Source organism: Dokdonella sp. (assembly GCF_019634845.1).
GTDB lineage: Bacteria > Pseudomonadota > Gammaproteobacteria > Xanthomonadales > Rhodanobacteraceae > Dokdonella_A.
Genome location: NZ_JAHCAQ010000001.1, coordinates 180155 through 197529 on the forward strand (window position 1 = coordinate 180155; position 17375 = coordinate 197529).

The 17375-nt window shown below is 68.9% G+C and carries 18 protein-coding genes, 1 tRNA gene and 1 pseudogene; 18 read left to right on the forward strand and 2 right to left on the reverse strand.

Annotated features, from left to right (window positions below):
• Positions 1–15 precede the first annotated feature (15 nt).
• The 3 genes and pseudogenes from dapD to dapE all read left to right on the forward strand — a co-directional run.
• Positions 16–825, forward strand: a pseudogene (dapD, locus tag KF903_RS00740) (2,3,4,5-tetrahydropyridine-2,6-dicarboxylate N-succinyltransferase); the annotation flags it as partial.
• Between the two features lie 2 nt (positions 826–827).
• Positions 828–1184, forward strand: coding sequence for a Spx/MgsR family RNA polymerase-binding regulatory protein (locus KF903_RS00745; protein ID WP_291210035.1), 357 nt, complete (start codon positions 828–830; stop codon positions 1182–1184).
• Positions 1185–1194: 10 nt separating this feature from the next.
• Positions 1195–2379, forward strand: coding sequence for a succinyl-diaminopimelate desuccinylase (gene dapE / locus KF903_RS00750; protein ID WP_291209802.1), 1185 nt, complete (start codon positions 1195–1197; stop codon positions 2377–2379).
• A 76-nt stretch (positions 2380–2455) separates the two neighbouring features.
• Here dapE and prfA read toward each other — a convergent pair whose 3' ends face one another.
• Both prfA and hemA read right to left on the reverse strand, forming a co-directional pair.
• Positions 2456–3538 (reverse strand): peptide chain release factor 1, encoded by a 1083-nt coding sequence (prfA, locus tag KF903_RS00755; RefSeq protein WP_291209804.1) that lies wholly within the window; start codon positions 3536–3538, stop codon positions 2456–2458.
• A gap of 200 nt (positions 3539–3738) precedes the next feature.
• Positions 3739–5016 (reverse strand): glutamyl-tRNA reductase, encoded by a 1278-nt coding sequence (gene hemA, locus KF903_RS00760; protein WP_291209805.1) that lies wholly within the window; start codon positions 5014–5016, stop codon positions 3739–3741.
• A 143-nt stretch (positions 5017–5159) separates the two neighbouring features.
• On the opposite strand from hemA, the gene KF903_RS00765 reads away from it, so the two are divergent.
• From KF903_RS00765 to KF903_RS00835, 15 genes are all read left to right on the forward strand, one after another.
• The gene (locus KF903_RS00765; RefSeq protein WP_291209807.1) at positions 5160–6887 is read left to right on the forward strand and encodes a tetratricopeptide repeat protein; all 1728 of its coding nucleotides are present in this window, start codon (positions 5160–5162) and stop codon (positions 6885–6887) included.
• On the forward strand, positions 6884–7486 hold the full coding sequence (lolB, locus tag KF903_RS00770; protein WP_291209809.1) for a lipoprotein insertase outer membrane protein LolB: 603 nt from the start codon (positions 6884–6886) through the stop codon (positions 7484–7486). The genes KF903_RS00765 and lolB overlap by 4 nt, the downstream gene beginning before the upstream one ends.
• 5 nt (positions 7487–7491) lie before the next feature.
• Positions 7492–8352, forward strand: coding sequence for a 4-(cytidine 5'-diphospho)-2-C-methyl-D-erythritol kinase (gene ispE, locus KF903_RS00775; RefSeq protein ID WP_291210037.1), 861 nt, complete (start codon positions 7492–7494; stop codon positions 8350–8352).
• Positions 8353–8465: 113 nt separating this feature from the next.
• Positions 8466–8540 (forward strand) — tRNA-Gln (locus KF903_RS00780).
• A gap of 211 nt (positions 8541–8751) precedes the next feature.
• Positions 8752–9342: a c-type cytochrome gene (locus KF903_RS00785; RefSeq protein ID WP_291209810.1), complete on the forward strand. Its 591-nt coding sequence runs from the start codon at positions 8752–8754 to the stop codon at positions 9340–9342.
• Positions 9339–10766 (forward strand): cbb3-type cytochrome c oxidase subunit I, encoded by a 1428-nt coding sequence (locus KF903_RS00790; protein WP_291209812.1) that lies wholly within the window; start codon positions 9339–9341, stop codon positions 10764–10766. Before KF903_RS00785 ends, KF903_RS00790 begins: the two co-directional genes overlap by 4 nt.
• Positions 10763–11062, forward strand: coding sequence for a hypothetical protein (locus tag KF903_RS00795; RefSeq protein WP_291209814.1), 300 nt, complete (start codon positions 10763–10765; stop codon positions 11060–11062). Before KF903_RS00790 ends, KF903_RS00795 begins: the two co-directional genes overlap by 4 nt.
• The gene (locus KF903_RS00800) at positions 11059–11745 is read left to right on the forward strand and encodes a cytochrome c (RefSeq protein WP_291209816.1); all 687 of its coding nucleotides are present in this window, start codon (positions 11059–11061) and stop codon (positions 11743–11745) included. The genes KF903_RS00795 and KF903_RS00800 overlap by 4 nt, the downstream gene beginning before the upstream one ends.
• A gap of 77 nt (positions 11746–11822) precedes the next feature.
• Positions 11823–12158, forward strand: coding sequence for a ferredoxin FdxA (fdxA, locus tag KF903_RS00805; RefSeq protein ID WP_291209817.1), 336 nt, complete (start codon positions 11823–11825; stop codon positions 12156–12158).
• Complete coding sequence (gene lipA, locus KF903_RS00810; protein ID WP_291209819.1) at positions 12155–13141, forward strand: lipoyl synthase; 987 nt, start codon at positions 12155–12157, stop codon at positions 13139–13141. Before fdxA ends, lipA begins: the two co-directional genes overlap by 4 nt.
• An 81-nt stretch (positions 13142–13222) precedes the next feature.
• Positions 13223–13567 (forward strand): carboxymuconolactone decarboxylase family protein, encoded by a 345-nt coding sequence (locus KF903_RS00815; protein ID WP_291209821.1) that lies wholly within the window; start codon positions 13223–13225, stop codon positions 13565–13567.
• 8 nt (positions 13568–13575) lie between these two features.
• Positions 13576–14535: a cysteine synthase family protein gene (locus tag KF903_RS00820; RefSeq protein WP_291209823.1), complete on the forward strand. Its 960-nt coding sequence runs from the start codon at positions 13576–13578 to the stop codon at positions 14533–14535.
• A gap of 4 nt (positions 14536–14539) precedes the next feature.
• Positions 14540–15190 carry a glutathione S-transferase family protein gene (locus tag KF903_RS00825; RefSeq protein ID WP_291209826.1) on the forward strand — a complete coding sequence of 217 codons (651 nt, stop codon included), beginning with the start codon at positions 14540–14542 and terminating at the stop codon, positions 15188–15190.
• A gap of 245 nt (positions 15191–15435) precedes the next feature.
• Positions 15436–16380 carry a ribose-phosphate diphosphokinase gene (locus KF903_RS00830; protein WP_291210039.1) on the forward strand — a complete coding sequence of 315 codons (945 nt, stop codon included), beginning with the start codon at positions 15436–15438 and terminating at the stop codon, positions 16378–16380.
• Between the two features lie 170 nt (positions 16381–16550).
• Entirely contained in the window at positions 16551–17225 is a 675-nt protein-coding gene (locus tag KF903_RS00835) for a 50S ribosomal protein L25/general stress protein Ctc (RefSeq protein WP_291209828.1), read from the forward strand.
• Positions 17226–17375 lie beyond the last annotated feature (150 nt).

Genomic DNA, 17375 nt, shown 5'->3' on the forward strand with positions numbered 1-17375 from the left:
CGCGGCATGCAGAATCTGGAAACCCTGATCGACGCGGCCTGGCAGCAGCGCGATGCGCTGGCCGCGACAGCGTTCGAGCGCGAGCTGCGCCCGGCCATCGAACGGATCATGGACGGTCTCGAGGATGGTTCGCTGCGCGTGGCCGAACCGGTCGCAGGTGGCTGGCAGGTCAATGCCTGGCTCAAGAAGGCCGTGCTGCTGTACTTCCGCCTGCATCCGAACCGGCTCATGGACGGCGGGCCGATGGGCGCGTTCGACAAGGTGCCGCTGCGCTTTGCCGATGCCGACGAAGCCGCGCTGCGCGCGACCGGCGCGCGGCTCGTGCCTGGCGCGCTGGTGCGACGCGGCGCGCACGTGGCGCGCGATGCCGTGCTCATGCCGAGCTACGTCAACATCGGTGCCCGTGTCGGCGCGGGCACGATGGTCGACACCTGGGCCACGGTCGGGTCCTGCGCGCAGATCGGCGCCAACGTGCACCTGTCCGGCGGCGTCGGCATCGGCGGTGTGCTCGAGCCGCTGCAGGCGAACCCGACCATCATCGAGGACGACTGCTTCATCGGTGCCCGCTCGGAGGTCGTCGAGGGCGTGATCGTGGAGCAGGGCAGCGTGATCGGCATGGGCGTGTTCCTCGGCCAATCGACGAAGATCTACGACCGCGCCAGCGGCACGATCAGCTATGGCCGCGTGCCGGCCGGCAGCGTCGTGGTGGCGGGCTCGCTGCCCGCCGGCGACGGCAGCCACAGCCTGTATGCGGCCGTGATCGTCAAGAAGGTCGATGCCAGGACGCGCGCCAAGACCGCGCTCAACGAGCTGCTGAGGGCATGAGCATGACCGCCACGATCCACGGCCTCGACAACTGCGACACCTGCAGGAAGGCGCGCAACTGGCTCGACCGCTTCAAGCTGCCGTACGCGTTCATCGACTATCGCGAGCAGCGCATTGCGGCCGAGTCGCTGAAGGCATGGGCGAAGGCGGTCGGCGGCTGGGAGAAATTCGTCAACCGCGCGTCGACGACGTGGCGCGCGCTGCCGGAGGCGCGCAAGTCGCCCGGCAGCGACGCCGAGTGGCTGCTGCTCATCAAGGAGCATCCCGCGCTGGTGCGGCGTCCGCTCGTCGTGCTCGACGACGGCAGCGTGCACCAGGGCTTCAGCGACAACGGCTTCAAGAAGCTGTTCGGCAAGTAATGGAGTGGCCATGTCGGACGTGCTCGACCTCACCTGCGAACTGATCCGCCGCGCCTCGGTCACGCCCGATGATGCGGGCTGTCAGGCGCTCATCGCCGCGCGCCTCGAACGTGCGGGCTTTGCGATCGAGCATCTGCGTTTCGGCGACGTCGACAACCTGTGGGCGACGCATGGCAGCGGCGCGCCCGTGTTCGTTTTTCTCGGCCACACCGACGTGGTGCCGAGCGGTCCGGCCGAGGCGTGGTCATCGCCGCCGTTCGAGCCGAGTATTCGCTCCTGCGATGTTCCTGGCCGCGAGAATCCGGAGGCGGTCGGCCATGACGGCACGCTGCACCTGTACGGCCGCGGCGCGGCGGACATGAAGTCGGGCGTCGCGGCGATGGTCGTTGCGCTCGAAGACTTCGTCCGCGGGCAGCCCGATCATCGTGGCACGGTGGCGCTGCTCGTGACTTCGGACGAGGAAGGCATGGCCATCGACGGCGTGCGTCGCGTCGCCGATCTGTTTCGCGAGCGCGGCCAGCGCATCGACGCCTGCGTGGTCGGCGAGCCGTCGTCGAAGGCGCGGCTCGGCGACCTCGTCCGCATCGGTCGCCGCGGCTCGCTGACGGGGCGGCTGCGGGTCGAGGGCGTGCAGGGACACGTCGCCTATCCTGACCAAGCCGACAACCCGATCCACCGCATCGCGCCGGCGCTGGCCGAACTGGTGGCGACGCGCTGGGACGAGGGCAATGCGGCATTCCCGCCGACCTCGTTCCAGATTTCCAACATCGAGGCCGGGACCGGCGCCGACAACGTCATCCCGGGCCGCCTGCGCGTGGTCTGCAACTTCCGTTTCGGCACCGCGAGCACGGCGCAGGACCTGCGTGAGCGCAGCGAGGCGATCCTGCGCCGGCATGGCGTCAGGTTCAGCATCGACTGGCATCTGTCGGGCGAGCCCTTCCTCACGCCCGATGGTCCGCTGCGGCGGGCGGCACTGGCCGCGATCGCCAGCCACTGCGGTATCGAACCCGAACAGAGTACCGGCGGCGGCACGTCCGACGGGCGTTTCATCGCGCCGCTCGGCGCCGAGGTGATCGAACTGGGCCTGTGCAATGCGACGATCCACAAGGTCGACGAATGTGTCGCGATCGCCGACCTCGAGCGCCTGCCGGCCCTGTACGCCGAGGTGGCGCGGCGCCATCTCGCCACAGCTTGAGCGGCAGCATCGGGCTTGCCTGCCCGCGCCGGTCCTGCCACCGCTGCCGCCGCTCGCGATGCCGTGCGCGCCGTGCTCAGGCCGGACCGGTCAGCAGCTTGAGCTGGTCGGCCTGGTCCTCGCGCGTGAGCGCATCGACGAGTTCGTCGAGATCGCCGTCGAGGATCGCCGGCAGGCGGTACAGCGTCAGGTTGATGCGGTGGTCGGTGATGCGACCCTGCGGATAGTTGTAGGTGCGGATGCGTTGGCTGCGGTCGCCCGAGCCGACCTGCAGGCGCCGCGCTTCGGCTTGCGCGGCGGTCTGCTTGGACTGTGCCTCGTCGAGCAGGCGGGCGCGCAGCAGCGCCAGCGCCCGCGCACGGTTCTTGTGCTGGCTGCGTTCGTCCTGACACTCGACCACGATGCCGCTGGGCAGGTGGGTGATGCGGATCGCCGAGTCGGTCTTGTTGACGTGCTGGCCGCCCGCGCCCGAGGCGCGGAAGGTGTCGATGCGCAGGTCGGCGTCGCTGATCGGTACCTCGTCGATCTCGTCGAGCTCGGGCAGGATCGCCACCGTGGCCGCCGAAGTGTGGATGCGGCCTTGCGACTCGGTTGCCGGCACGCGCTGCACGCGGTGCGTGCCCGACTCGTACTTGAGGCGCGAATAGGCGCCGTTACCCTCGACGCGCGCGATCACTTCGCGGTAGCCGCCGTGCTCGCCCGCGCTGGCCGACAGGATGTCGACCTGCCAGCGGCGCCGTTCGGCGTATCGCAGGTACATGCGCAGCAGATCGCCGGCGAAGATCGCGGCCTCGTCGCCGCCGGTGCCGGCGCGGATCTCGAGGAACAGGTTGCCCTCGTCGCGCGGATCGGTCGGGATCAATGCGCGGTTGAGCTCGTCCTCGAGCGCGACGCGGGCCGCCTCCAGCGCCGGAATCTCGGCCGCGGCCAGTTCCGCAAGGTCGGCATCGCGCAGCATCGCTTCGGCGTCGGCCAGCGCGCGCGCGTTGGCGTCCCAGGCCTTGAGCGCAGCCGCCAGCGGGCCGAGCTGGGCGTGTTCGCGCGAGACTTCGCGCAGGCGGCGGGCATCGCCGAGCACCTCGCTGCTCGCCAGCAGGCGCTCCAGTTCCTCGTGGCGTTCGGCCAGTTGTTCGAGTTTGCGGCGGATCGAGGCTTGCATGCGGCGGGAGTCGACGGTGAGGGTTGGCAGGCAGGCTGCGGCGGAGCGCGGGTCGAGGGCGGCGATGGCGTGGGCGCGGTGGCGGAGCGGCAGGACGGCAAGGCGAGATGGATGCGGTTTGCCGCTCGCTGCCGCGGGTCCCGCGGTTCGCTCCGTCGCGGTCGCGCAGCGCGCAGGCGTGATGCGTTTGCGCCGGCGCGCTAACGCTCGCGCTGCTTGCCGGTCGCCGGATCGAGGTCGAACAGGCGATTGGCGGCCTGCAGCAGTTCCGCGTCGCCGCGCAGCGCGGCTTCGCGCAGGTGGGCGCTCGGTGCGTGCAGCAACTTGTTGGTGAGCGTGTAGGCGAGGAAGTCGAGTGCTTCCTCGGGCGAGCGGCCGCGCGCGAGCAGGCTGCGCGCCTTGGCCAACACCTGATCGCGGTCGTCCCGGGCCTGGCGGCGCAGGTCGACGACGGGATTGCCTGCATGCCAGGCGTGCCACCAGCCCATGAAATGGTCGACCGACAGTTCGATCATCGCCTCGGCCTGCAGCGCGGCCTCGTGGCGCGAGCGCAGGTTGTCGTCGATGATGCCGCGCAGGTCGTCGATCGTGTACAGGTACACGTCCTCGATCTGCGCCACTGTCGGGTCGATGTCGCGCGGCACCGCGATGTCGACGAGAAACATCGGTCGACGCTTGCGGCGCGTGATCGCGGCCTCGACCTGGGCACGCTGCAGGATCGGGTCGCGGCTGGCCGTCGAGGCGATCACGATGTCGGCTTCGGGCAGGTGGCGGTCGAGGTCGGCCAGCGCGATCGCGTAGGCGCCGAAACGCGCCGCCAGCGCCTGCGCGTTGTCGAGCGTGCGGTTGGCGACGATGAGGCGCCGCACATTGGCGTCGCCAAGGTGGCGCGCGGCCAGTTCGATCGTCTCGCCGGCGCCGATCAGCAGCACGCAGGCCTGGCGCAGGTCGGTGAACACGCGCTCGGCCAGGCGTACCGCCGTGAATGCGACCGACACCGGGTTGGCACCGATGCTGGTGTCCGAGCGCACGCGCTTGGCCACCGCGAAGGTGTTCTGGAACAGGCGCTCGAGCGGCGACTTCAGCGTATGCGCCTCACGGGCACGGCTGTAGGCATCCTTGACCTGGCCGAGGATCTGCGGCTCGCCCAGCACCATCGACTCGAGGCCGGTGGCGACGCGGAACAGGTGGCGCACCGCGTCGGCATCGGCGTGGCGGTACAGGAACTCGTCGACCCGCGCCTGGGTCAAGCCATGGTGGCGGTTGAGCCAGTCGGCGGGCACGCCCTCGGCGCCGGCTTCGACCGTGCAGTACAGTTCGGTGCGATTGCAGGTGGACAGGATGGCCGCTTCCTGCACGCCCGGTTGCGCGGCCAGCTCGCCCAGCGCCGGCGGCATCGCTTCGCCGGTGAAAGCGACACGCTCGCGCAGCGCGACGGGGGCGGTCTGGTGGTTGAGTCCAACGGCAATCAGCGCCATGAGTCGGTTCGAGAGCTGCGCTGCGGCACGCGCGCGGGAGGACCGGATGCACGCGCAGGATCGGCTAAGCTAGAACCTCGTGCGGCGGGTCGCGCAAATTGTGCGGTCGCCGCTGTTCGATATCAAGCAAGACAAGGCGTTGCATGCGATTCTTGTTTCGTTTCCGCGTTGGCGTCGGGGTGGCGGGCAGTGGGCTCGCCATGCTGCTCGCGGCGTGTGCCTCGGCACCGGCGCCGCGCAGTGCGCTGCCGCCGGCGCCGTCGTCGGTGCGTGCGGTCGATGCGCAGCACGACCTCCTGGCCAAGGTGCTGGCTGCCCAGTTCGCGTTGCAGAACGACGACCTGGCCACGGCAGCGCAGGGGTATGCGGCGGCGGCCGAGCTGTCCGACGATCCGGCAGTGGCCGAGGTCGCGACCCAGCTCGCACTGTCGCGGCAGGACTGGGCTCTCGCGCAGCGATCGCTGGTCCGCTGGCGGGCGCTGACGCCGGCTGCACCGGGCGTCGAACAGGCGCAAGCCTGGATCGCGCTCGGCGAGGGCCGTGGCGACGAGGCACTGGCCGTGCTGCAGCGGCTGGCCAGCCGCGACGATGAGCAGGGCTGGCGGCTGGTGGCGCAGATGCTCATGAATGCCCCCGACAAGATCGCCGCCGCGGTGCTGCTGGCGCGACTCGTGCCGGGCACGCGCGCCGAGCTCAACGAAGGCACGGCGGTCGCCGTCAGCCAGCTCGCGTTCCGGCTCGGCGATGCGTCGCTGGCGCGGCGACTGGCCGACGCTGCGGTCAAGCGCTTCCATGGCGAGGATGCCTACGCCTGGAGCGCGCAGCTGGCCGTCGCGGGTCGCGAGGTGGTGCGTGCGCGCACGATCTACGCCGAGGCGTTGCGGCGCCATGCCGACAGCCGCCGCCTGCGCACCGGCTACGCCGCGTTGCTGGGGCAGGATGGTGACAATGCCGCCGCCGCCGCGGTGCTGGCGGTCGGCAAGCAGGACCAGACCAGCTATGCCGCGCGGGCCGCCTACGCCGCGCGGGCCGACGACAAGACGCTGATGAGTGCGCTGTACCGCGAACTGGAGGCGGCCAAGGGCCAGCGCGACGGCGAACGCCTGTACCTGCTCGGCCAGCTTGCCGAAATGCTCGACCGCCCGGCGGCGGCACTGGGCTGGTACCGTGCGATCGGCGACGACGACGAGCGCTACTTCGACGCGCAGTTGCGCAGCGCGATCGTGCTCGACGGATCCGCCCGCGGCGACGCCGCCGTCGCGACGCTGCACCGGCTGCTGGCGCAGAGCCAGGGCGATCCCGACCGGCAGCGCAACGTGCGTCTGCTCGAGGCCGACATGCTTGGCAAGCGCGGGCGCGCGGCCGAGGCGCTGGCGGTCTACGCGCAGGCGCTGCAGGCCAGTCCCGACGACACGCGCGTGCTGTACGCGCGGGCGCTGTACCGCATCAACCAGGGCGAGGTCGCGGCCGGCGAGGCCGACCTGCGCCGCATCGTCGAGTTGCAGCCCGACAATGCCGAGGCGCTCAACGCGCTCGGTTACACCATCGCCGACCATGCCAAGGGTGACAGCGAGCGCCAGCACGAGGCGCTCGCACTGATCCGCCGCGCACTCGAACTCAAGCCCGACGAGCCGGCCATCATCGACAGCCTCGGTTGGGTGCAGTACCGGCTCGGCGATCTCGAGGCCTCGCTGAGGGACCTGCGCCGCGCCTATGCCAAGCAGGCCGATCCCGACATCGCCGCGCATCTGGGCGAAGTGCTGTGGGTCAAGGGCGAACAGGCCGAGGCGCGCAAGGTATGGGATGAAGCGCGGCGGAAACACGCCGACAACAAGGCGCTGCTCGAGACCATCGAGCGGCTGACGCGATGAGGCGGCTCGGTGCGCGCCTGCTGCTGGCCGGGCTGCTGGCGAGTCTTGCCGCCTGCGTGACGCCGCCGGCGCGCCGCAGCACCAGCAGCGCGATTCCGGCAGCGCAGAGCGAACGCGAACGCATACTGGCCGCGCGCACGCATTGGGTGCTCGAGGGGCGCCTGGGCGTGGCCAATGCACACGACAGCGGCAGTGGTTCGCTGAGTTGGCAGCAGGATGGGGCGAACTACCGTTTCACCGTGCACGCGCCGGTCACCGGCCGCACCTGGGTGCTGTCGGGTGATGCCGCGCAGGCGCGGCTCGACGGCCTGCGCGATGGCACGTTGCAGGGCCGCGATGCGGCGGACCTGCTGCAGCGCGAGCTCGGCTGGCAGGTGCCGTTCGCGCAACTGGTGGCCTGGGTGCGCGCATTGCGCGCGCCCGGACCGGCGCAGATGGCATTCGATGCGCAGGGACTGCCGGCGCAGATCGAGCAGGACGGCTGGACGATCCGTTACGGCGACTACGACATGACGCAGTCGCCACCGTTGCCGCGTCGCGTGTTCGCCAGTCGCGGTGAGGAGCGCGTGCGCCTGGCGATCCGCAGTTGGCAGCCGTGAGCACGATGCCTGCGGCCTGGAGCCAATGGCCGGCACCGGCCAAGCTCAACCTGTTCCTGCACATCACCGGTCGCCGTGAGGACGGTTATCACGAGCTCGAAACCGTGTTCCAACTGCTCGATCGCGGCGACCGGGTGCGACTGCGCCGGCGTGACGACGGGCAGGTGCGGCGCGTGCGCGCGCTGGCCGGAGTCGCCGAAGCCGACGACCTGACCGTGCGCGCGGCACAGGCGCTGCGCGCGGCCACCGGTTGTCGCTGGGGCGTGGACATCGAGCTCGACAAGCACATTCCGCTCGGCGGTGGACTCGGTGGCGGCAGCTCGGATGCGGCCAGCGTGCTGGTCGGGCTCGATGCGGTGTGGGACACGGCCCTGGGCGAGGATGCGCTGGCCGAACTGGGCAGGCGCCTGGGCGCCGATGTGCCGGTGTTCGTGCGCGGCCGCAGTGCCTGGGCAACCGGGGTGGGCGATCGCCTGACCGCGCTCGAGCTGCCTGCGCGCAGCTACGTGATCGTCGACCCGCAGTGCGCGGTGCCGACCGCCGCCTTGTTCCAGGTGCCTGAATTGACGCGCAATAGCACGCCAACGACAATAGCGGACTTCCGCGCCGGTGCGGTCAGCGGCAACGTGTTCGCGCCGGTGGTGCGGAAGCGGTTTGCGCCGGTCGCGGCGGCACTGGACTGGCTCGGCCGGTTTGGCGATGCGCAACTGTCGGGCAGTGGCGGTTGTGGTTTCGTCGCCGTGGCGTCGATGACGCAGGCCGAGGCGATTGCGCGGCAGTGTCCGCCGCAGTTCCGGGCCTGGGTGGCACAGGGCGTCGACGAGTCGCCGCTGCTGGCCGCGCGCCGCGCGTGGCGGCGCGACTGAGGCGGCCCGCAGGTACACCGGGTGGCCGTCGGGCCGCGGCCCGGCGTGGTGGCAAGGCACGCGAGCGTGCCGCAGGTGCAGGTGGCAGGGGCGCAAGGCCCATGCCGATTCGGTGGGGCGTCGCCAAGCGGTAAGGCACCGGGTTTTGATCCCGGCATTCGCAGGTTCGAATCCTGCCGCCCCAGCCAACTCTGTTGCAGATCATCGTCGCGAGCTTCGCGTGGACCCGTGTCCAAGCCGCCCATCGATTGGCCGGCATTGTTTTGACATGGATCAATGTACAAACGGCGCCGGCCGGATCATCATGCACGGCACATCCGGTGTGGCCCCCGATCTCGCTCCTGCCAGCTCGTCTTCGGCCGCCGCAACCGCTGCTCAGCGAAGCGGAGGTGCAAACACGTGGATATCGAGGATCCTTCCTTCTGGCGCGCCGGCGCCGTCAGCACGACCCTGGTCATGCTGGTCGTGCTCGCCTTCCTGTCGCTCGACAGCATGCGCTACATCCGGGCCGGTGGCATCAATGTGCCGCCCTATGACGTGATCAACCGGCACATCGACTACCAGTACGACTGGAACCGGCGCGCCGACGTGCCCGTGATCGGCGCGCCCGAGCCGCTGTTCGGCCAGCCGGTGAGCGCCACCGAGGCTGCGGCGCTGATGCGTACCGGCAAACTCGTGATCCAGAGCCGGGCCTGCATGGACTGCCACACGATCTTCGGCAATGGCGCCTATTACGGCCCCGATCTCACCAAGGCCTGGCTCGATCCGGCCTGGTCGCAGATCTGGATGCCGATGACCGGCAAGAGCACGCGCGAGGAGGCGATGGTCGCGTTCCTCATGCATCCGGACCGGTACCCGACCTGGACGCGCGCGATGCCCGATCTCGCCATTACCGAGAACGAGGCCCGCGCCACGGTGGCCTATCTCAAGTGGCTGTCGGCGATCGACACCAATGGCTTTCCGGCCAATTTCGGCAGGAGCATGCGATGAGCGTCGACACCATGCCTGCCGCCGAACCGCTGTACCGCTCGCAGCGACTCGCGCTGCGCTACTTCACCGCGGCGATCGCGTTGTTCGGCGTGATGATCGTGTTCGGCCTGCTGTCGGCGGCGTACTACCTGTTCCCGTCGATGCTGTTCAACACGCTCAACTTCAATACCTCCAAGATCATGCACATCGACGTGCTCGTGATCTGGCTGCTGATGGCATTTGTCGGCGCGGTGTACTGGTATCTGCCCAAGGAACTGGGCCGCGAAATGGCCGGCATTCGAGCTGCCGAAATCACGTTCTGGGTGTTCTGCGTGGCGGTGGCGCTGGTAGCGGCGACGTTCCTGTTGGTGCAGTACGGCAGCGCCAGCGAATTCACGCTGTGGTTCATCAACCAGGGGCGCAAGTACGTGGAGGCGCCGCGCTGGGCCGCGATCGGCATCGTGGCGATCCTGCTGGTGTTTTCGTGGAACGTGGTCGGCACCTGCGTCAAGGCGCGTCGCATGACCGGCATCATGTGGGTGATGGTGCTCGACCTCATTCCGCTGGTGGTGGTGTACCTGGATGCGTTTCCCGCCGACACCAACATGTCGACCGACCTGTACTGGTGGTGGTGGCTGGTGCACATGTGGGTGGAGAGCACCTGGGAGGTGTTGATCGGCTGCATCATGGCGCTGGTGCTGATGGACGTGATGGGCACCTCGCGGCGCATCGTGGAGGCGTGGCTGTACATCGAGGTCATGCTCGTGCTCGGCGCCGGCATCCTCGGTCTTGGCCATCACTACTTCTGGATCGGCACGCCGCAGTACTGGCTCGCGATCGGCGGCTTCTTCTCGGCGCTGGAGCCGTTGCCGCTGCTGGGCATGGTCGTGCATGCGGTGTACGACGCCGGCATGCACCGGCTCAAGACCAACAACCAGCCGGCGTTCTACTGGATCACCGCCGAGGCTTTGGGCAACTTCATCGGTGCTGGCATCTGGGGCTTCATGATGACGCTGCCACAAATCAACCTGTTTTCGCATGGCACGCAGTGGACTGTGTCGCATGGCCACTTTGCGTTCTATGGCGCCTACGTCTGCGGCGTGATCGCGGTGATGTACGTGGCCAGGCAGCGCGTGACTGGCGTGCCGATGCTGGCCGGGCGCACCTGGCGCTGGGGCTTTGGCCTGCTCAACCTCGGCATGGTCGGCATGGTGATGGCGCTGTTGCTCGCCGGCATGGCGCAAGCGTTCTATGGCCGCGCGATCGGCGGCTCGACGCTGATGGCATTCACCACGGCGTCGGAGAACCTGTGGTTCAAGTCCGGCATGTATGCGCGCATGTTGTTTGGCGTGGTGTTCGCGGCCGGCTACGTCGCGCTGGTGTACGACCTGCTGCGCTCGCCACGCCGCGCGCCGGCCATCGCGGCCGCGCCGGAGCCGGCATGAACCCTGCCGCGCTGCTCGAGACGGCGGCCTTGATGGGCCTGCTGGTGCTGGCCGGTGGCGGCTACGGCGGCCTCTACGGCGCTGGCCGGCTGTGGTCGCGCCCGGCCCTGGTGCGCGCCGGTCAGGCGTGCTGGCTGCTGGCCTTCGCGATCGCGCTGCTGATCGCGGTACGTACTCCGCTCGATGTGGGCTGGAAACTGCTGATCCTCGCCAGCGCGCTGGTCTATGCGGTGATCCCGCCGGCCACCTGGCGTTTTCTGCAACGTCTGCATGGCGATGAGGAGTCGCGCCCATGATTCCCAACCTCATCAACACACTGGTCGGTCTCGTGCTCGCCTGGGCAACGATCCTGCATCCAACCTGGGTGGAGCGGCGCTTCCTGCCGCTGGGCGCGTTCGCGCTGGCGATCCTCGTGCTCGCGCTGTGGGCGCGGCGCAGCGATCCGGCGCGCTGGTTCAGCAACGTCAACATCGCGCTGGCCATCGCGCTCGGAGTGCTGTCGCTGCTGCCGCTGGCGACCCTGCCCAACCTCACCTTCTGGGGTGGCTTCTGGGCCGGCTGCCTGGTCCCGACGGTCGCGTTGTGGGCAGCGCTGTACCGACCCGCCGCCACGACGCACGCCGACGAGGCGCCGTCCCACCGAGTCGGCGCCGGAGCCGCTACGATGAACAAGTCCGCGATGATCGCCGCCTGCGCACTGGCTGCCGGTTGTTTCGCCGGCGCCGCGCGGGCGGCCGACCCGGCGGCCGGCAAGGCCCGCTACGAGACGACCTGCGTCGCGTGCCACGGGCCGACCGGCATTTCGGTGGCCCCGATTTACCCGAACCTGGCCGGCCAGAAGCAGGAATACCTGGTGTCGACGCTGCAGCAGTTCCGCGATGGCGAGCGCCCGAATCCGATCATGGCGCCGATGGCCAGGGATCTGAGCGACACCGACATCGCCAACCTCGCGCTGTACCTGTCGGCGCTCAAGCCATGAGCGAGGCGATGACCCACTGCGCGCGGGCAGCGTATTAGAATTGCGCGCTGCCGCATGCTGGCTCCAAGGAGATGGCCGTGACGCACGTCGTCACCGACAACTGCATCAAGTGCAAGTACACCGACTGTGTCGAGGTCTGTCCGGTCGACTGTTTCCACGAAGGCGCCAACTTCCTCGCGATCGACCCGCTCGAGTGCATCGATTGCACGCTGTGCGTGGCCGAATGCCCGGCCGAGGCGATCTTCGCCGAGGACGATGTGCCCGCAGGGCAGGAGAACTTCCTGCAGATCAACGCCGAACTGGCGCCGTCGTGGCCGGTGATCGCCGCCCGCATCGAGCCGCCGGCGGATGCCGATCAATGGAACGGCGTCGCCAACAAGCTGCCGATGCTCGAACGCCAGGGGACCAAGTGAGCCACGAATCCAGCAAACGCGCGCTGCACAGCGGCGAGAAGTACACCACGCCGGAAGGCATCCGCGCCGTGCATGGCGGCATGCGGCCCAACGACAACACCGGCAAGCCCGATGTCGGGCGCAAGCCGCCATGGCTGCGCATCCGCTTGCCGGCCGGTGCGCGCTACGAGGCGGTGCATGACATCGTCAGGGGCCACAAGCTGCACACCGTCTGCGAGGAATCGCGCTGCCCGAACATCGCCGAGTGCTGGAGCAGCGGTACCGCGACGATGATGCTGATGGGCTCGGTATGCACGCGTGCGTGCAGGTTCTGCGCGGTCAGCACCGGCAACCCGCATGGTTGGCTCGATCCGCTCGAGCCGGTGCAGGTGGCCGATGCGGTGGCGCTGATGAAGCTCAAGTACGTCGTGTTGACCTCGGTCGACCGCGACGATCTGCCCGATGGCGGCGCTGGCCACTACGCCGCCTGCATCCGCATGATCCACCAGCGCGCGCCCGAGACCGCGGTCGAGGCGCTCACGCCCGATTTTTGCGGTCGGCACGAGGACGTGGCCGCGGTGCTCGATGCCGGCCTGGCGACCTATGCGCAGAACCTGGAAACGGTCGAACGGCTGACCCGCCGCGTGCGTGATCCGCGCGCCGGTTACGCGCGCACGCTCGACGTGCTGGCCTTTGCCAAGCGCCACGCACCGCAGACACTGACCAAGACCAGCCTCATGCTGGGCCTGGGCGAGACCGATGCGGAGATCGAGCAGGCGTTCGACGACATGCGTTCGGCCGGTGTCGATATCGTGACGCTGGGCCAATACCTGCGGCCGACCGAACACCACCTGCCGGTGGAGCGCTTCGTCAGCCCCGACGAGTTCCGCAGCTACCGCGATCTGGCCCTGGCCAAGGGTTTCGTCGAGGCGGTATCGGGACCGCTGGTACGTTCAAGTTACCGCGCCGAACGCGTGCTGGAGCGCAACAACGCCGGACTGTGAGCCGGCGCAGCGCAGGCGCCTTCACCAGGGCATCGCTGGCACGCAACGGACCCTGCCGGCATGGCCACCAGGAGTACCGTCATGGATCAGTCGATGTATCCGCAGGCAAGCCTCGACATCGCGCGCAAGCGGCGCGAACTCGCCCCCGCGCCACTCGAGGCGTTCAAGGCCTTCAGCGCCGCCGTGTTCGCCGAGGGCGCCTTGCCGACCAAGACCAAGCAGCTCATCGCCGTCGCGGTCGCCCACGTCACGCAGTGTCCATACTGCATCCGCGGCCATACCGAGGCCGCGCTCAGGCACGGCGCGAGCGAGCAGGAGATCATGGAGGCGATCTGGGTCGCGGCCGAGATGCGTGCCGGCGGCGCCTATGCCCATTCGGCCCTGGCGATCGATGCCATGCACCAGCACGCCACCGCCGAGCGCTGAGACCAGCCATGGACCCGCGCCCGAAACGCCACACCACGCTGTCGACCAGCATCCTCGATGCGATCGGTGACACGCCGCTGCTCGAGATCGACGGCATCTACGCCAAGTGCGAATTCCTCAACCCGTCGGGATCGATCAAGGCGCGCATCGCCAAGTACATCATCGAGCGCGCCGAGCAGAGCGGCCAGCTCCGGCCCGGCGACACCATCGTCGAGGCGACCAGCGGCAACACCGGCAATGCGTTCTCGATGGTGGCGGCGGTCAAGGGCTACCGCATGATCGTGGTGATGCCCGAGGGCCTGTCGAGCGAGCGCGTGGCGATCTCGCGCGCGTTCGGCGCCGAGGTGCTGTTCTGCGGCACGTTCCACGTCAACGATGCGCTCGAGCGCGCCCGCGAGCTCGGCCGTCAGCCCGGCTTCTTCTTCCCGGGCCAGTTCGAGTCGGAATGGAACGTGGAGGAAAACCGCGAGTGGCTCGGCCCGGAAATCCTCGCCCAGCTGCCCGCAGGTCGCGTGCCCGACGCGTTCGTGCACGGGGTGGGAACCGGCGGCACGCTGATCGGCGTCGGCCAGGCCTTCCGCAAGGTCAACCCGAACGTGCGCCTGTTCGCGATGGAGCCGACCGAATCGCGCACGATCCTGTGCGGCGAGGTCGCGCTGCATCAGATCGAGGGAATCTCCGATGGCTTCGTGCCTGGCATCTTCGCCAAGCATCGCACACTGGTGGGCGACACCACCAGCGTGGCCAGTTCCGACGCGGTGGCGATGATGCGGCAACTGGCGCGCACGCGCGGCCTGTTCTGCGGGCCCAGTTCCGGCGCGCACCTGCTTGCCGCGCGCCACATCCGTGAGCAGTTCCCCGAGCTCAGGACCGTGGTGACGATCTTCGACGACGAGGGCGAGAAGTACCTGCACGATTTCTTCATGCGCCCCACTGCCAGCAGCGACGGCCCGGTGCCGTTCCACTGATGCCATGCTGCTGCTCGATGCGCTCAGTCCCGCCCCGCGCAGCGTGCGCATGTTTCTGCTCGAGAAGGGTCTGCGCCTGCCCGTGCAGCAGGTCGACGTGTTCACGGGCGAGAATCGGCAAGCGCCGTACCTCGCGCGCAATCCGGCCGGGCAGACGCCGGCGCTGCTGCTCGACGACGGCAGCGCGATCGCCGAATCGATCGCGATCATGGAGTACCTGGAGGAACTGCACCCCGCGCCAGCGCTGATCGGCGCGACCGCGCTCGAGCGGGCGCTTGCGCGTCAATGGCAGCGGCGCGCGGAGCTCAACATCACCGAGTACATCCACAACGCCTATCACTACGGCGAAGGCCTGGCACGGTTCCAGGGCCGCATCCCGGTCGCACCCGAGGCCGCGGTCGGGCTCAAACGGGTGGCGCAGGATCGCATCGCCTGGTTCGACGGCCTGCTCGGCGGCGGCGAATTTCTTGCCGGGGCGCGTTTCACGCTGGCCGACATCTGGCTTTATGTGTGGCTCGACTTCGCCGCGTCGGTCGGCCAGGACTTCGACCGCAGCTTGCCGCGGCTGGGGCCTTGGTTCGAGCGCGTCGCCACGCGGCCGGCAGCGGCGGCCAGCCTGCATCCGGGCTGCCGGCCCGGCGCTGTCCGCGGTTGACCGCGGCGCCGTGGTTGCGGCGGCGCAGCATCGTTTTCGTGCTAGACTTTCGGGCTCGCTGCAATGGTCGCTTACCCCATCGCAGCGGTTCCGGTGCAGTCAGCCTCGATGTTGTCCGCAGCCTTGCCTGCGGCGGCGCGGGTGCGGGCGCCGGACTCGAGCCCGGGTGCACTCCGCAAGCCACGGAGCGCCGGCAGTCGAACCAGCGGAGCGCGGCCGTGAACACCAACTTGGACACCTCCAGGATGCTCGTCTTCTCGGGCAACGCGCATCGCGCGCTGGCGGCAGCCACTTGCGAAGAGCTCAACCTGCCGCTGGGCAAGGCGCTGGTGGGGCGCTTCAGCGATGGCGAGGTGCAGATCGAGATCGAGGAGAACGTGCGTCAGCAGGACGTGTTCGTGATCCAACCGACCTGTGCTCCGACCGCTGACAACTTCATGGAACTGCTGGCCCTGGTGGATGCGCTCAAGCGCGCCTCGGCCGGCAGCGTCACGGCCGTGATCCCGTACCTGGGCTATGCGCGGCAGGACCGGCGGCCACGCTCGGCTCGCGTGCCGATCACGGCCAAGGTGGCGGCACAGATGATCGGCGTGGTCGGTACCGACCGCGTGCTCACGATCGACCTGCATGCCGACCAGATCCAGGGCTTTTTCGACATGCCGCTGGACAACGTCTATGCCTCGCCGATCCTGCTCGCCGACATCTGGCGCCATTACTACGCCAAGGGCGAGCTGATCGTGGTGTCGCCCGACATCGGTGGCGTGGCGCGCGCACGCGCGGTCGCCAAGCGCCTCGATGACGCGGATCTGGCCATCATCGACAAGCGTCGTCCGCGCGCCAACGAGGCGACCGTGATGAACATCATCGGCGAGGTCAAGGACAAGGTGTGCGTGCTCGTCGACGATATCGTCGACACCGCCGGCACGCTGTGTGCCGCGGCGGTGGCGCTGAAGAAGAACGGCGCGCGCAAGGTGGTCGCCTACTGCACGCATCCGGTGCTGTCGGGCGCGGCGATCACCAACATCGAGAATTCACAGCTCGACGAGCTGGTCGTCACCGACACGATCCCGCTGCGCGAGGAAGCCCGGCGCTGTCGGCGGATCCGCCAGTTGTCGGTGGCCGAACTGCTGGCCGAGACGATCCGTCGCATCGCGATCGGGCAGTCGGTCAGTTCGTTGTACGTGGATTGAGGAATACACGGGCGCCAGCGCGGACTCGGCAATCGGCCAACGCGGGCAACCGCCCACGTTGACCGCCGACTGCACCGGGCCACGTTCCCGCCACAGCACCGCTCTCCTGGTCGCGGGAGAGCATCCAGCCGCCGCGAGGCGGCATCACTCGAAGGAAAGGCAATACCAAAATGGCAACTACACATACGATCAATGTCGAAAAGCGCAATGACGAGGGCAAGGGTGCGAGCCGCCGCCTGCGTCGTGCCGGCTTCGTGCCCGCCATCGTCTATGGCGGCGAGCTCCAGCCGGTCAGCATCCAGATCCAGCACAAGGACGTCTGGCACGCCAGCCAGAACGAATGGTTCTATTCCTCGATCCTCGACCTGAGCCTGGGCGGCGACGTGCAGAAGGTCCTGCTGCGTGACATGCAGCGCCACCCGTTCAAGCAGCTCGTGATGCATCTGGACTTCCAGCGCGTCAACGAGAACGAGGCCCTGCGTGTGCGCGTGCCGCTGCACTTCCTCAACCAGGAAGTCTCGCCGGCCGGCAAGACCTCGGGCGTCGTCGTCATGCGCGAGCTGACCGAGGTCGAAGTGTCGTGCCTGCCGCGCGACCTGCCCGAGTTCATCGCCGTCGACCTGTCGGCGCTCAACATCGGCGACATCGTGCATCTGTCCGCCATCAAGCTGCCCAAGGGCGTCGAGATTCCGTCGCTGCGCCTGGGCAAGGAGCACGACATCGCCGTGGTGGTGGTGCGCGAGATGCGCGAGGAAGCCGAGTCTGCGGCCACGACCGAAGGCGATGCCGCCGCGGCGCCCGCCGCCGCTGCTGCACCGGCCGCCAAGAAGGACGACAAGAAGTGATGCCGCGATGGCGCCATCGCGGACGGTGCCCGCAGGCACGCTGAGCCGGGATCCGGTGCTGTCCGGTTGCGCAGCATGGCCCGAGGAATGCCGGCACCGGCCGGCTTCCTCGTGGCCAGCGCCGGCATGAGCGCCGGATCAATGGCACAT

What these genes read in the sequence shown, in the direction of transcription:
- KF903_RS00745 (WP_291210035.1), top strand. Translation starts at nt 828, where the DNA reads ATGACCGCCACGATCCACGGCCTCGACAACTGCGACACCTGCAGGAAG.
- dapE (WP_291209802.1), top strand. Translation starts at nt 1,195, where the DNA reads ATGTCGGACGTGCTCGACCTCACCTGCGAACTGATCCGCCGCGCCTCG.
- prfA (WP_291209804.1), bottom strand. Translation starts at nt 3,538, where the DNA reads ATGCAAGCCTCGATCCGCCGCAAACTCGAACAACTGGCCGAACGCCAC.
- hemA (WP_291209805.1), bottom strand. Translation starts at nt 5,016, where the DNA reads ATGGCGCTGATTGCCGTTGGACTCAACCACCAGACCGCCCCCGTCGCG.
- KF903_RS00765 (WP_291209807.1), top strand. Translation starts at nt 5,160, where the DNA reads ATGCGATTCTTGTTTCGTTTCCGCGTTGGCGTCGGGGTGGCGGGCAGT.
- lolB (WP_291209809.1), top strand. Translation starts at nt 6,884, where the DNA reads ATGAGGCGGCTCGGTGCGCGCCTGCTGCTGGCCGGGCTGCTGGCGAGT.
- ispE (WP_291210037.1), top strand. Translation starts at nt 7,492, where the DNA reads ATGCCTGCGGCCTGGAGCCAATGGCCGGCACCGGCCAAGCTCAACCTG.
- KF903_RS00790 (WP_291209812.1), top strand. Translation starts at nt 9,339, where the DNA reads ATGAGCGTCGACACCATGCCTGCCGCCGAACCGCTGTACCGCTCGCAG.
- KF903_RS00795 (WP_291209814.1), top strand. Translation starts at nt 10,763, where the DNA reads ATGAACCCTGCCGCGCTGCTCGAGACGGCGGCCTTGATGGGCCTGCTG.
- KF903_RS00800 (WP_291209816.1), top strand. Translation starts at nt 11,059, where the DNA reads ATGATTCCCAACCTCATCAACACACTGGTCGGTCTCGTGCTCGCCTGG.
- KF903_RS00815 (WP_291209821.1), top strand. Translation starts at nt 13,223, where the DNA reads ATGGATCAGTCGATGTATCCGCAGGCAAGCCTCGACATCGCGCGCAAG.
- KF903_RS00820 (WP_291209823.1), top strand. Translation starts at nt 13,576, where the DNA reads ATGGACCCGCGCCCGAAACGCCACACCACGCTGTCGACCAGCATCCTC.
- KF903_RS00825 (WP_291209826.1), top strand. Translation starts at nt 14,540, where the DNA reads ATGCTGCTGCTCGATGCGCTCAGTCCCGCCCCGCGCAGCGTGCGCATG.
- KF903_RS00830 (WP_291210039.1), top strand. Translation starts at nt 15,436, where the DNA reads ATGCTCGTCTTCTCGGGCAACGCGCATCGCGCGCTGGCGGCAGCCACT.
- KF903_RS00835 (WP_291209828.1), top strand. Translation starts at nt 16,551, where the DNA reads ATGGCAACTACACATACGATCAATGTCGAAAAGCGCAATGACGAGGGC.